Annotated in this window: 10 protein-coding genes; 3 read left to right on the top strand and 7 right to left on the bottom strand. The window is 39.6% G+C overall.

Translation table 11 applies throughout. The features are described 5' to 3' along the window. Positions 1–48: 48 nt before the first annotated feature. The 7 genes from bioF to VB797_RS09820 form a co-directional block, all read right to left on the bottom strand. Positions 49–1,203 carry an 8-amino-7-oxononanoate synthase gene (bioF, locus tag VB797_RS09850; RefSeq protein ID WP_416350853.1) on the bottom strand — a complete coding sequence of 385 codons (1,155 nt, stop codon included), beginning with the start codon at positions 1,201–1,203 and terminating at the stop codon, positions 49–51. Positions 1,204–1,259: 56 nt separating this feature from the next. Then, complete coding sequence (gene ruvA, locus VB797_RS09845; protein ID WP_323237492.1) at positions 1,260–1,901, bottom strand: Holliday junction branch migration protein RuvA; 642 nt, start codon at positions 1,899–1,901, stop codon at positions 1,260–1,262. Positions 1,902–1,983: 82 nt separating this feature from the next. Next, positions 1,984–3,261, bottom strand: coding sequence for an RNA-guided endonuclease IscB (iscB, locus tag VB797_RS09840; RefSeq protein WP_323237491.1), 1,278 nt, complete (start codon positions 3,259–3,261; stop codon positions 1,984–1,986). A 300-nt stretch (positions 3,262–3,561) separates the two neighbouring features. After that, positions 3,562–5,103: a group II intron reverse transcriptase/maturase gene (locus VB797_RS09835; RefSeq protein WP_323237561.1), complete on the bottom strand. Its 1,542-nt coding sequence runs from the start codon at positions 5,101–5,103 to the stop codon at positions 3,562–3,564. 556 nt (positions 5,104–5,659) lie between these two features. Continuing rightward, positions 5,660–6,421 (bottom strand): sucrose-phosphate phosphatase, encoded by a 762-nt coding sequence (locus tag VB797_RS09830; protein WP_323237490.1) that lies wholly within the window; start codon positions 6,419–6,421, stop codon positions 5,660–5,662. A gap of 347 nt (positions 6,422–6,768) precedes the next feature. Next, positions 6,769–7,701: a putative 2-dehydropantoate 2-reductase gene (locus tag VB797_RS09825; RefSeq protein WP_323237489.1), complete on the bottom strand. Its 933-nt coding sequence runs from the start codon at positions 7,699–7,701 to the stop codon at positions 6,769–6,771. Positions 7,702–7,722: 21 nt separating this feature from the next. Then, positions 7,723–9,981 carry a CHASE2 domain-containing serine/threonine-protein kinase gene (locus VB797_RS09820; protein ID WP_323237488.1) on the bottom strand — a complete coding sequence of 753 codons (2,259 nt, stop codon included), beginning with the start codon at positions 9,979–9,981 and terminating at the stop codon, positions 7,723–7,725. A gap of 326 nt (positions 9,982–10,307) precedes the next feature. On the opposite strand from VB797_RS09820, the gene VB797_RS09815 reads away from it, so the two are divergent. From VB797_RS09815 to truB, 3 genes are all read left to right on the top strand, one after another. Then, positions 10,308–11,225 (top strand): DMT family transporter, encoded by a 918-nt coding sequence (locus tag VB797_RS09815; protein ID WP_323237487.1) that lies wholly within the window; start codon positions 10,308–10,310, stop codon positions 11,223–11,225. 327 nt (positions 11,226–11,552) lie between these two features. After that, positions 11,553–13,241, top strand: a complete 1,689-nt coding sequence (locus VB797_RS09810) for an alpha/beta hydrolase (RefSeq protein ID WP_323237486.1) — start codon at positions 11,553–11,555, stop codon at positions 13,239–13,241. Between the two features lie 79 nt (positions 13,242–13,320). After that, positions 13,321–14,199: a tRNA pseudouridine(55) synthase TruB gene (gene truB / locus VB797_RS09805; protein ID WP_323237485.1), complete on the top strand. Its 879-nt coding sequence runs from the start codon at positions 13,321–13,323 to the stop codon at positions 14,197–14,199. The last annotated feature ends 9 nt before the right edge of the window (positions 14,200–14,208 follow it).

Genomic DNA, 14,208 nt, shown 5'->3' with positions numbered 1-14,208 from the left:
TAAATTAATTACAGCAGTTTGTAGTTTAATTCCGTACAAGGGAGTGTATTAACCAAAATCCTTCAGCACTTCTACCAATTTCTCAATATGACTTGGCTGATGAGTTGCCATTAAAGAAATACGAATCCGACTCGTAGGAACTGTAGGGGGACGAATTGCTGGAGCGAAAATTCCCGATTCCTTGAGATAATTGCCGATTTTTAACGCTTCTGCTGCACTTGCTACCTGAAAACAAATAATCGCTGATTCTGATGGTAATATTTTCAGTGGTAAATGCTCTATTAAGTTTTGCAAATAATTTATATTTTCCCACAATCGATGGCGACGAGTGGGTTCTTGTTTCACTATTTTAATTCCTTCCAAAGCCGCAGCAGTGTCACCGGGTGAAAGTGCAGTGGTATAAATCCAAGTAGCAGCGCGATTTCGTAAAAAATCTATTAAATTCTGACTTCCAGCAACATAACCACCCAAACTACCCAAAGCTTTACTCAAAGTTCCGACTTGAATTAACTGCTGAGAAGTACAGCCAAAATGTTCCACACAACCAGCACCATTTTTTCCCAAAACCCCAGTAGCGTGGGCTTCATCCACTAACAACATACAGCTAAATTCTTCAGCAATATCTAATAGAGTTGGTAAAGGACACAAATCACCATCCATACTAAAAACGCTATCGGTGATGATTAAACAGCGTCGATAACTTTGCCGAACTTCTTGCAGCCGACTTTTTAGAACCGCAACATTGCAATGGGGATACTCAATCACCGCAGCACCACTGAGAATTGCCCCATTTTTCAAACTAGAATGATTGTACTCATCAGATAAAATTAGATCCCGTTTACCAACTAAAGCAGTAATTGCACCCAAATTTGCTAAATATCCCGAACTGAAGACCAAAGCATCCTCCGTTTGTTTGAGAGATGCGATCGCCGTTTCTAATTCACCGTGTAATTCCCGATGCCCGCTGAGTAATCTTGAACCAGTACTACCAGTTCCGAAATTTTGAATAGCAGTAGTTGCAGCCTGAATTAAACGGTCATCCCCTGCCAAACCTAGATAATCATTGCTGGCAAAATTAATTACCTCGCTTCTGGTCAAAACCACCGTAGCACCAGCACCACCGTGGATAGACTGCACCGAACGGTACCAATCAGCGCGGTGAATTGTTGCCAAAGATTGCTCTAGCCAAGCATAAGGATTCATAATAATAAGGTCAAAGGTCAAAGGTTAAAGGTTAAAGGTTTTGTATTTTATAACTCTTAACTGTTAACTGATTCAGTGCTGCTTAGATGTGCGATCGCTTGTTTGATCCAATCTTCGACAAAAGCATCTTTGGGTAGTCCAATATCTTCGCCGACGACGTGTAAAGCATAGCTGACCTCGTTCGCAGTGTAACCCAAAGCGAGTAATGTCATTTGCACTTCTTCCAAAATTCCGGGTGCGGGACCACCTGTAGCAACGAAGAAGCCAGCGTTTTTGCGCCAATCAATCAATTTGCTTTTTAGCTCCAAACAGATGCGTTCGGCGGTTTTCTTGCCTACACCGGGAGCTTGAATCAACAACTGTACGTTAGCAGCGATAATCGACTGAACTAACTCTGGTAATTCCAAAGTATCCAGCAAAGCGATCGCTAAAGCACTACCAATCCCGCTAACACTAATTAAAAAACGAAACAAATCCCGTTCTGCTGGAGTAGTAAATCCGTAAAGTAACGGCACCTCTTCCCGGACTTGGTAATGGGTAAAGACTTGTACTTCACCCCCGGAGTTCGGTAACTGCTGAGCCAATCGGGCGGGAATTTGTAAATCGTACCCGATACCGTTCACCTCTAAGGTGAGAATATGACGATTGGTACTCGGATTCTGGATACCAGCAACGATTCCTTTGAGATAACTAATCATCTAAAAACCTCCAGGAGCAGGGAAACCGTGTGTCTTTAGACCACGGAGGAACTGCGAGACGAGCAGATTTATCTGCCGTGAGTCAAAATGCATAAGAATATCCATCTTTTTTGTGAATAATTTTACAATATTTGTAAGAAATACCTTGCACCAGCTTTTGGCGAGTTGATATATTAAAGCTGCCTGTACTTCTTGTTGCGATTCTGCCGATATATTCACCAATTTTTTTACCTGTTGTTACAACTGCTTTTACAATATCCCCAGTATGAAACATGAAGACAAACTTAAATCTGGGGACATATCTAATAGGAAAACCGTATTTATCAGTACGACACATTTGCCGCGTTCCATGACCATTGCATTTAATTTTTAATGGTCGATTAGTTAAGATTTTCAAGTTATCAATATCGCCAACACAAGCGGCATCAATCCAATGTTGTTTTTCAAGATTTAACCTAATCCGGTTAAACTTTGTTTGCGCCCCTGTGGCTGTTTTAGTGGGTAATAAATTAGATAAAGTCTTTACTAATTTATTCCTAGTTGCGTTTACAGAGGAAGCATCTTTTAATGGTTTATTAGCTTGTGTTTTAATCTTTTTCAATAAACTAGGAATATTTTTTAGAAATTCTTCAACAGGTCTATTACCTTTTTTGAGATTACATTTTTCACAGGCTAAACATAAATTACCAACTCGGTTACTACCTCCAAAGGACTTTGGGTATATATGTTCTATCTGCAATGGAACATCTTTTTTATTGCAATAAGTACATTGTCTTCCCCATTTTTCAAGCAAGTATTCACGCACTTGATAACCTTGCAGTTCTCCTTGCTGATACTCAATACCAGATATTTCTGGATTTTGCATTTTATGCATATCGAATTTAGCTTTTTCAATCCATAATTCTGTTATTGGAGCATAACCCATTAAACGTTTAACCCAAGTTTGGGTTGTTAATATTCTATGTTCTAAACTTGGTGGTAGCCAGTTATCACTACGTTTTCGATTGTCAAAACGTGATTTTCTGTACCGAGTTTTTCTATTCCTACGGCTACGTCTTAATTGTCTTCGGGACATTAAAGCGTCTTTTATTTGATAACCTCTATGTTCTAATTCTGCACACCAAATAACATTTTCTCCATCCAGTAAAGCAATGCCGGTAACTTTGCTACCAGGGTCAAGTTTTAATGTCAATGGATTAATTGTTGGATTCTCAATTGCAGTCTTTAATATCAAAGTAAAAGGATATTGCCGAAATACAGCAGCCTTACCTAAATCTAATAACCTACGCGCCTGTTTCGGCGTTACTGGATTTAATTGTTGGTTGTTTGTATCAATTAAAAATACGTAATTTTGTTGCATTGTTAATGCCTCAACGGTAATGTTAGCTTCGACATTGTTAGGAGTCGGTACTATCCGGCACAGCACTTCCTTAACCCTTGTACAGATGTTTAACTGTTCGGTTCTAGAGCAAGGAACTAGCTACGCATCCCTTGGTAGGTTCTTAAACGCTTACTCCTAACGAAAGTCTGGTCAACTCAGGGCTACCAGTTTTTAGGCTGGATGCCCCGTCACTGGTAGAGTCGATGTGGGCTATTATGCCCAGCACCTCTCTGTTAGAACCGGACGTGCGCCTTTAGGTGCATCCGGCTCCCGATGTTCTTAGCTCGCGCTTTTGCTCATGTGCTTGTATTCATGGCAACTCTCGTGAATTGCTTCGAGGTTATTTTTCTTCCAATTGGCGTGATTTTTGTCGATGTGGTGCAGGTGAATCCGCTCTTCATCAATAAATTTCAAGCCGCAGGATGCACATCTGTGGTTTTGCTTCTTAAGGGCTTCAGAGGTTTCGTTGTTGTAGAGCTTGCTGTTACGTTTGCTCCAGTAGGTCAAGTCTCCGTCAAAAGGAGATTTATTTCCTTTGACTAAGATATGTTTTCCTTCGGAGTAAGGAACCGAAGGGAATGCTTTATCCAGTAGTTGTTTGCTGGTATAGCGGTTATGCTTCGTTTCCTTGTTGAATACCTTGAATGCTCTTGTTTCAATGTGGTATAGGGAATTCCTGGTACCATTCATCTTGCAGAAGCGGTGGTAATTCCTCCAACCTCTAACTAAGGGGGCTAATTTCTCAGCTTTTACCTTAGAACCATAATTCGAGTTGTTAACGATAGCTTTTACTTTCTTACGGAAGGCTTTGAAATTACCCACTGATGGGGTGCTTCTAAACTTTCCGTTGCTTTGAACCCTAAAGTTCCAGCCGAGGAAATCAAAACCATCTGTCGTAGCGGTTACTTTGGTTTTCTTTTGGCTTACTTGCATTCCGCGTTCGCGGAGAAACTCGCTGATTCTTTCAAGTATTTCTACCGCGTTGTCTTCGGGACGAAGTATTATAACCATGTCATCCGCGTATCGGATTGATGGTTCATTGATTCGTCCGTTGGCTCTGTATCGATGAATACTTTCAATCCCGTTGAGTGCGATATTTGCTAATATTGGGCTGACCACTCCTCCTTGGGGTGTCCCTTGTTCGGGGAACTCTGGATTGACTCCAGCTTTTAAGCATCGGAAGATACCGAGCTTTAGCCCTTTTGGGGCGATTATTTTTTTCATAATCGCTGAGTGATTAATCCGGTCGAAGCATTTTTCGATATCGAGTTCTATAACTCGTTTCTCTATTCCTCTATTCGCGGAGTTTAGGTTGCTAAAAATATACTTCTGAGCGTCATGTGTTGAGCGCCCAGTTCTAAACCCATAACTCCGAGCGTGGAAAGTGGCTTCATGTGCTGGTTCGAGTGCGTATTTTGCTAGGCATTGCCATGCTCTATCCGCGATGGTAGGTATTTTTAGCGTTCTGGTGTTTCCATCTTTTTTAAGGATTGGAATTTTCCGTAAGCCGCTATGGTGCCAGTTGTTATACTGGGTCTTGAGTGTTACTTCAAGTGCAAAGCGTTTCTCGAATGAGAGGGACTTTTTGCCATCAATACCTGCTGTTTTCTTACCAGCGTTTAGCTGTGTTACTTGTCTTATTGCAAGAAATCGAGCCGAGGTGGATTTCATAATAAGCTTTTGGAGTGACCGTGCTTTCCGCTTGTCTCCAACTTGAACAGCTTTGTACACCCGCTTTTGAAGGCGGAATAGATTACGGCGGAATTTCTTCCACGGTAGTTCTATCCAAGATTCACTAGTTTTATAACTGTGTCTAATCATTTTCTCTTCTTGAGTTTGTGTATTTTTGAACACCTCAGACCAATTACGGTCTGTCCTACCCGAATTGTGGGGATTAATCCGCTCGTCTGGTCTACTTTGGGGTTCGACTGCCCCTAGACCCACAACTCGTTTTTCTTCGTTCCCTCGGAGAGATTGATTGTTCCGTTAGGTGTAGCCAATTCAACTATTGGATTCCCAGAACTCTTGCCGCTATTCACTAAAGATGCGGCGGGAATATCTCCAATCAAGTCAGGCTTTTAAAATTGCGCCCTGCTTACCCCTGAGTTGTTTTTCTAGGCTCAGTTTCACCGTAGGAACTCCCTGTTAGCGCCAGTGTCAACCCGCAGTGGTTGTCTGGTTGCGCCCTGTCCCCAGCTTCACTCTACAAGAACCGAGCTTGTTCGGTGTGGGCAGATAAGGAGTCAAATTTGAGTCTAATTGGTAGGGCTTTCACCTACATCTGACCGAGAGTTCAATCCGTTTCTCCTGATTGAGTTGGGATTGGGTTAGTTATGTACGGACTGAGTACCGTGATTCACTAACCAACGAATCGCACTTAGTGTGGGGTCGTTGACAAGAAACCAAAGTATTTTAAGCCTTCAATAATTCCACCTGCACATTCACTTTTCGCCAGGTAACGGTGGTCAGCAGGATTTTCATTATGCCATTGGATTAATTCAGGACGAGCGTTTCCCACAAGGATACCTCGTTCTTCTCCAACTGCGAATAAAGCAATATCATTGCCCGAATCTCCGCAAGCAACCGTTCTTTCTGATACAAAGTTCCACTTTTGGCGGAGAAATTGCATCGCCTGACCTTTATCGCTGTTACTGGGTACAATGTCAAGGTCAATACCACTGCTGTAGATTAATTTGACATCCAAATCACTGGTTTTCAACATAGATTCCAATTGCGGTAAAACCTTTGTTGCTACAGCCTGTTCGAGGAAAAAGCTGACTTTAAAATCACCTTGTTCCGTATCTGGCTGTGGTTGTAACTCCGAGAAATCAGCAGTTTTAGATAATACCACTTCTCGGTTCCATCCTTGAGAAAGTTTTTTTGACCAGTTAGAATCGGGAGTATCGCTTTTATCCAAGTAGATTTCTGTTCCTACAGATAAAACCAAAGCATCCGGTTCCATCAAATTTCTTTCAAGTTTAAGTTCTTGATATAATACTCGCGATCGCCCTGTAGCGTACACAATTTTAGTGCCATGTTCCTGACGATGTTGGCTTAATAGTTGTGATAATTCTTTAAGTGCGTCATCATCACCGACAAAAGTGTTATCTAAATCCGTTACGAAGAGAAATTTAGCCACGTTTTCAATCCCCTGGTTACAGTACCATCAAAAAGTTTATGCTGTTTTTGAGCTATTAGGAATTGGTTACTAATTTTTAGTTATAGGTTGTTGCAAACTAAGGTTTAAATAAAAATGATTACTGAATAGGACTTACGCAACAATAACGGTAAATATAGTGTTCCAGAGAATTTTGATCCCCCCAACCCCCCTTGGGAAGGGGGGCTTGCGTAAGTCCTACTGAAGCTAAAATGTTTTATAATTATTAACCCGCGTTCACCGTTCACGAAGTGCGGCTCAGGCGGGTTTCGCCTGTGTAGACGCGGTTTCAACCGCCAGGTAAAACTTATCTATTTACGTCTCTACATCTATCTCTTTCTAGCATCCAAAAATTTGAGTAGAGTATACAGACATTCAATTTGCGGTAAACTAACCCCTTTTTCTTGGGCTTTTCGTAGGGGATTACCAAAAATTGCTTCTATTTCTAAGGGACGATTTTCGTCGTAGTCAATTTTCATGCTGGTACGGTACGGTTTCATGTTGACCGTATAGTCGAGCATCATTTGAATAAAGCTTTGATCGATTATTCTTCCCGTACTTTTTGCAGCTACTGCTACTTCCTGCATTAATTGTTCAACTAATTTACGAGTATGAATATCTGCCATTAATTCGTTTGTAGTAGCATCAAGAACTACGGAAAGTCCGTTATAAGGAATATTCCATACTAATTTTTGCCAACGTGCTTGATTCAAATCTTCTGTTAATTCAATACTAATTCCAGCGTTTTCAAAATCTTCTTTGAGTAACTGCATTTTATCGGTAATTCCTACCGAATTATAGTTGACTGCATATTCTCCCAACTTAATTTGACCATAATCCAAATGATGGATATGTCCCGGTGCTATTTTGTTGGAACACAAGAAACATAATCCACCAATTATATTGCTACCAACAATTTCGGCAATTTCTGCTTCAATCCCGAATCCATTTTGCAATACCAAAACCACGCCATTTTCTTTAACGACACTTGGTAACATTTTTGACAATAAATGGTTTTGCGTCGTTTTGAGTGCAACTACCACTACATCGCATTTAGGCATATTTTTTACGTCATCGTAAGCATTAACTTGGGGGAGGTTAAAGTCACCATCTTTTGATTCAATAATCAAACCATGAGAACAAACCTGTTGATAATCTCGATGCAGTAAAAAGTGGACGTTCATACCAGCTTTTTGCAGCTTAGCACCATAGAATCCCCCTAATGCACCAGTTCCTAAAATTGCGTATGTACGGTTAGACATAGAATAAACAATGAACAATTATCAATTATCAATTGACTTAAAATCTTCGAGTGCTTCCACAGCCGATTTATACCGTTCCGAAGCATGATAACGCACCATTTTATCTAATATTGCTGCTAGTTTATCGCTAACTTGCGCCCATTCGCGCCATTCTAAGCTATCTGTATGAGGATTCGGTTGCAGTTCATGGGGAAGCAATCCTGTTAGTGCTTGGATCGCAATCATTCCTAAAGCATAAATATCGCTGCTTAAACGGGGGTGTCCGGCAAATTGCTCTGGTGGTGTATATCCCCGCGTACCAATGGATATGGTGGCTAATTCGGTTTGTTCTTTTGATTGCGGCTGCATTAGTTTCACCGCACCAAAATCAATCAGCACCAGGCGATTATCTTGGTTACATCTAATAATATTTGCCGGTTTTATATCCCGATGAATTACCTGTCTTTGGTGTATAAATGCCACAACTTCTAATAGTTCTTTGAGCATATCCACAACATAATTTTCATCTTTGATATCTCGATGAGGAGGCAATTCTTCGGTTAAAGGATGTCCGGGAATAAATTGCTGTACTAAATAAAATTCTTGTTCTTGTTCAAAAAATGCGTATAATTCTGGTATTTGAGAATGTTGTCCTAAAAGCTCTAGAATTTCTGCTTCTGAGTCAAACAATCTTCTGGCAACTTGTAAAAATCTAGTATCTCTTCTCGCTGGCATTAATTGTTTAACCACACAAGTTGGTAAACCGGGACGTTGGGTATCTTTAGCTAAATAAGTGCAGCCAAAGCCACCTTGAGCGAGAACTCTGGTAACTTTATAGCGATTGCTGAGTAAGGAAGAAAAAGCTGGAGAAGAAACTGCATTTTTTTTTCGAGGTGCGTCTTGAACACCGATAGTTTCGTTTAAAAGTGTATTTAATTCTTCTATGGCAACTTTTTGTTTTTCAACTTCTAAAATAATTACTTTTGTCTGTAATTGCATCTGATAACTCGTATAACCTAATACGCCGATGCTAGTAAAAACTAAAGCGAGAGCGGGAGGTACAACGGGAACCCAACCAGCTTGTACAATCAGCGCATCACAAATCCCCACTAAGCCAGCTACGGCTATACCGGATATTATTAATAAAAATACAGGTCTTCGCACTTTCCACGCCAAAAAGCCACCAAATAAAGACCAGCCACCTATCCACACGATTTCCAACCATTCGGGAAAATACCAGATTATCGGTCTGCCATCTAACACCGTACTTATGAGTTGACTCGCTATCTGTGCGTGAATAAATACCGGAGACACTGTTGCTGTTCGTTCTTCGGAGATACTATAAGGAGTAAGTACTCCACGGTCGATACTGCGAGCGCTAGTACCAATAATTACCAAACGGTCTTTAATTGAATTAGGATTTACTTTATCCGTTAAAACCTGCGTTAAAGTTACAGTATCGGCAATATTACGCGGATTGCGGTAATTAATTAAAATTTGAGAACCGTCACTATCAAGATCTATATATCCACCCGATTTTTTTTGCAAGCGATTGAAAAAGACTTGACCAAGATAAAACCCATCTTTTTTACTAAATTCGAGGTAAATTTTTTGTTTATCTAGATAATCTACCGCAAGTCTGCTAGCAAAAGAAAAAGGAGTATTGCATTTGCTATGTGGGAAAGGTGTTTGAAACAATAAACCGCGACGAACGACATTATCGCGATCGGTAACTAAGTCATTAAAACCTATATTATCTTCAGCAAAATTTGGTGGTGGTGGTATTTCTGTTACTGTTTTGTCTATACCTTCAAAGACACAAGCAGCAATAATATTATCTTTACGTATTCCTACTGCTAAATTAGTGTTTTGCAGATTTCTAATATATAAACTAGTGTGTAAACCAATAACACGCGGTTGATAAGATTGAATTTTTTTTAATAGTTGATTAATCGTCTCATCAGAAAGCTGATTTTTTTGCTGTTGTAAATCTTCTTCAGTAACAGTTACTAATAAAATTCGCTTATCTGGTGGTTGTGATGGACGCAAAAGCATCATTTGGTCATAAGCACGCAACTCCCACCGCTGCAACCATTTCAATTCCCGTGCTAACAATACCAAAACAGTAACACCCAAACTGGTAACAAAAATTGTTCGCAACCAGCTAGTAGGAGTCGAATCTTGAATAGAATTACGAGTATTATCTGCTTGGGTAAGCTTGGTTTCATTCCTGTGGGATAGAGTACCCGGTTGATTATTTAAAAATGCAGCACGGAAATTATGTAAAAGTCTCCTAATCACGGTACGGTTACAATAGCCTGAATTGGTAGATGTATTTTAATATAGTTGAGAATTAGAAGTGAAAGAAAATATTCTGTTAATAATTATACAATTTTACAAAAGTTTTGATTAAAGCTTCTTTTTCAACAGCGAGCAGTTCTAGTTGGTGCGTGACGCTAAAAACTTTAATTTACCGTATAGCATTTATACTTTGCGTAATGCACCATTATCAACTAGTTGGTGCGTGACGGTATATTCAAGTTATCTCGTTACATATGATAAATTGTCGTAACCATCACAGCACCCTACAACTTTCCAATCCAAAATCTAAAATCTAAAATTAATAGATGCATCAAACTTCCGGACGCTGGCAATTAGGTCTAGCATTATCCTTACTGACGGTTATCTTGTGGGGTATTTTACCGATTTCCTTATCGATCGTGTTACAGGGCTTAGATGCATATACCCTAACTTGGTTTCGCTTTGTGGGGTCTTTTTGTTTGCTAGGTGGTTATTTAAAATTGCGCGGCAATTTACCAACTTTTTCACAATTACGTTCTACTTCCCCGAAGCTGGTATTGATTGCAACTATCTTTCTCGCGATCAACTACATCTTATTTGTCCAAGGTTTAGCTATTACCACCCCTGCAAACGCTGAAGTTTTAATCCAGTTAGCCCCCATACTAATGGGTTTGGGAGGTTTGGTAATTTTTAAAGAACGCTATACCTTATTCCAGTGGATTGGTATCAGTATTCTTACTGTGGGCTTTATTTTATTCTTTAACGAACAATTATCTAATTTGATTTCCGCACAATCAACCTATCTGTTTGGTAGTGGTTTAATTGTACTAGCTGCTATTACTTGGTCTATTTATGCTTTAGCTCAAAAACAGCTTTTGCAAACTTTATCTTCTGCTCATATCATGCTTATTATTTATGGCGGATGTGCTTTATTATTCACCATAGTTGCTACTCCTAAATCAATTTTTACACTGAATTTATTGCAGAGCGGAATGTTAGTTTTTTGTGCTTTAAATACTTTAATTGCTTACGGAGCTTTTGCCGAAGCATTGGAACATTGGGAAGCGTCGCGAGTCAGTGCGGTAATAGCTTTAGCTCCTGTTGTAACATTGTTATCATCTTGGTTTGTATCAGAAATATCTCCAAATTTAATTGCTACTGAACATTTGACAATGCTGGGAATAGTTGGAGCGTTCTTAGTTGTATGTGGATCTGCGGCGATCGCATTAGGGAAAACACATTAATTTTCAATTTTCTACCGTGCTTTTACTGGTAATAAAACTTAAATTAATCATTACTTAAAAGTTTCATTTTATCTACTGAAGCAGATGTTTATTTTATCTGCTATCATGTCATGGTGAACATTAAGAAAATCATTCAATTTGTTTGTTAGTAAGTAATTTGACTTACTTTTAAACACGATTGAAATCTAAAACAGCATTCTACCTACCGATTTTTCTTCGTTAAATTAATAGATTATTAGTAGGGCAACTAATATTTAATACCATCCAGGGTGTCTGAGCTACCAAATATGCCTAGTTAAAGCACATTTTTTTTGGCGCTATCGAGTGATGAACAGCTTGTTTGGTAAATGGACTGGCAACCTGAGAAAATCTTGGCTGTTGTTGGTTCTATCTGTACTGGTATCTGTTTTTGGTATCAGTAATTATGCTCAGACTGCGGAGCGAATTTATGCATCTTATTCAGCTTTTCAACGTTCTATTTCCATAACTGCTTTAGAAAAATTTGCCGAAAATGGCGAAATGACTGAAGATTTAGCAGTGTATGCACAATATTTGAAACCCGAACAAACTGCTGAGTTGCGACGACTTTTAATAAGTCAGATAAAAGTCCATCCTGTAGCGGTTTCGCAGTTTCTTTATACATCGCAAGGTGAAATCATGTTGCGACGGTTGGGAGAAGTAATTAGAACTAAATCCGGTGAAAGTGAACCGGGATTTCATGCTTTACGTTCGGCTTTAATTTTAGCTGCTGACCAACCCGGAGGTTTAACGCTATTAAATATATTGCGTTTGTATCCTAGCTCCAGCATAAACATCGATTTAGCGCGAACTTTGCAAATATCGGCAGAGTTAGAAAGGCTCGTAAATGAAACTAATAAGGCTGTTGCAGTAGTTTCTGCTAAGTCTGATACGGAAGCTGCAATTACTCAAACAGCAGTCAACGTGAATAATTTACCTACATTAAATCGTCGGGGCAAGTTTATTGCTAAAAAGCAAACCCTGAAGTTTTTTGACGTTATTCGCGGCAGATTGCTGACAACTGACGTTTATATGCCTAATATTAGCTCTTCCGTACCAGTTATCGTGATTTCTCACGGTATAGGTACCGATAGCAGCAATTTTAGATATTTAGCCAATTATTTAACTACATACGGATTTGCTGTAGTTGTTCCCAATCATCCGGGTAGCGACACCAAGCAAATAAAATCTTTATTAAATGGAAGCGCTTCCGAAGTTGCACAACCCGAAGAATTTATCAACCGTCCAATGGACGTTAAGTTTATCCTCGATGAATTAGAGAAACTCAATAAAACCGATTCCCGTTTTCAAAAACGTTTAGATTTACAGCAAGTCGGAGTATTTGGACAATCTTTCGGTGGTTATACAGCTTTAGCTTTAGCTGGGGCAAAAATTAGCTTAGAGACAATAGACAAAGACTGCAACCAAGAGACATTAAAACAAACCTGGAATATCTCCTTACTTCTGCAATGTCGAGTCCGGGAACTACAAGTAAAGCAGCCAGTTACGCAATATAACCTATACGATTCCAGAATAAAAGCTGTGATCGCAGTTAATCCAATTACCAGCAGCATTTTTGGTAAAGCTGGTTTGAGTGAAATAAAAACTCCGGTAATGATGGTAACAAGCAGTGAAGATACCATTGCACCGGCTTTATACGAACAAATTTTACCTTTCTCTTGGATGGCAAATCCTCAAAAATATCTCGTCCAAATGGAGAGTGCAACTCACTTTTCTGCTATAGGTGATGGACAAAGTAGTTCGGAAGTCGTTGGATTACCCTCAAAATTGATTGGAGACAATCCCAAGCAAGCACAGAGTTACATCAAACTTCTAAGTTTACCTTTTTTCCAGAGCTATGTATCCGGAAATTCCCAATATAAGCCTTATCTCACCGCAGCTTACGCGAAAACTATTTCTACAAACTCTATGCATTTAAGTCTGATTGAGAACTTAACTACCACTGAGGTTGCACGAGCAATAAATAGTAGTCAATGAAAAATTAATTATCAATGAACAAATACATTCGCACCTTGGGTTGGGTGATAATTGATTATTGTTAATTGATAATTGATTCGTGTTTGGTTTCTTAAATCTCAATAAACCCTTTGATTGGACTTCTCATGATTGCGTGGCAAAAACCCGCAAACTCTTGCGTATCAAGCGAATCGGACACGCGGGAACTTTAGATCCAGCCGCTACGGGTGTTTTACCGATCGCCATTGGTAAGGCAACTCGGTTGTTACAATTTCTTCCTACTGACAAAGCTTACAAGGCTACGATTCGCTTGGGGGTGCAAACTACGACTGATGATTTACAAGGGGAAGTTATTAGTCAAAAGTCTGCAACTGAGTTGGATTTGGCAACCGTGAAAACAGCACTGATGCAGTTTCAAGGTAAAATTGAGCAAATCCCTCCGAATTATAGCGCGATTCAAGTTGATGGAAAACGACTTTACGATTTAGCCCGCAAAGGTGAGAAAATTGAAGCACCAGTGCGGAATGTGGAAGTATTTAATATAGATATTTTAGATTGGCGAATAGGTGAATTCCCCGAATTAGATGTAAGTATAGCCTGCGGTGGGGGAACTTATATAAGAGCGATCGCCCGTGATTTGGGTGCTGTATTAGAAACGGGGGGAACTCTTGCAGCTTTGCAACGTACCGTTAGTAGCGGTTTTAATTTAACAGATAGTTTTAATTTTACTGAATTGGAAGCAGAGTTAGAAGCGGGATTTCAACCAATAGCTGCCGATGTACCTTTACAGCAGCTTTCTGAAATAACTTTACCTGAAACAGAGGCGCGTAGATGGTGTCAAGGTCAGAAAATTTCCGTAGATAGCCAAGTATCGGAAATATTAAGAGTTTACAACGAACAAAGACTTTTTTTAGGAATTGGTGAATTGAATGAGGAATTATTGATTCCGCGAATGGTATTGGAAACTGGAAATGATTAGTATAAAAAA

Origin of the sequence: Rivularia sp. UHCC 0363 (genome assembly GCF_034931125.1) — a bacterium.
Taxonomy (GTDB): domain Bacteria; phylum Cyanobacteriota; class Cyanobacteriia; order Cyanobacteriales; family Nostocaceae; genus Rivularia.
This window is presented reverse-complemented; position numbering and strand designations above follow the sequence as displayed.

What these genes read in the sequence shown, in the direction of transcription:
- ruvA (WP_323237492.1), bottom strand. Translation starts at nt 1,901, where the DNA reads ATGATTAGTTATCTCAAAGGAATCGTTGCTGGTATCCAGAATCCGAGT.
- bioF (WP_416350853.1), bottom strand. Translation starts at nt 1,203, where the DNA reads ATGAATCCTTATGCTTGGCTAGAGCAATCTTTGGCAACAATTCACCGC.
- VB797_RS09835 (WP_323237561.1), bottom strand. Translation starts at nt 5,103, where the DNA reads ATGATTAGACACAGTTATAAAACTAGTGAATCTTGGATAGAACTACCG.
- VB797_RS09810 (WP_323237486.1), top strand. Translation starts at nt 11,553, where the DNA reads ATGAACAGCTTGTTTGGTAAATGGACTGGCAACCTGAGAAAATCTTGG.
- VB797_RS09815 (WP_323237487.1), top strand. Translation starts at nt 10,308, where the DNA reads ATGCATCAAACTTCCGGACGCTGGCAATTAGGTCTAGCATTATCCTTA.
- iscB (WP_323237491.1), bottom strand. Translation starts at nt 3,261, where the DNA reads ATGCAACAAAATTACGTATTTTTAATTGATACAAACAACCAACAATTA.
- VB797_RS09825 (WP_323237489.1), bottom strand. Translation starts at nt 7,701, where the DNA reads ATGTCTAACCGTACATACGCAATTTTAGGAACTGGTGCATTAGGGGGA.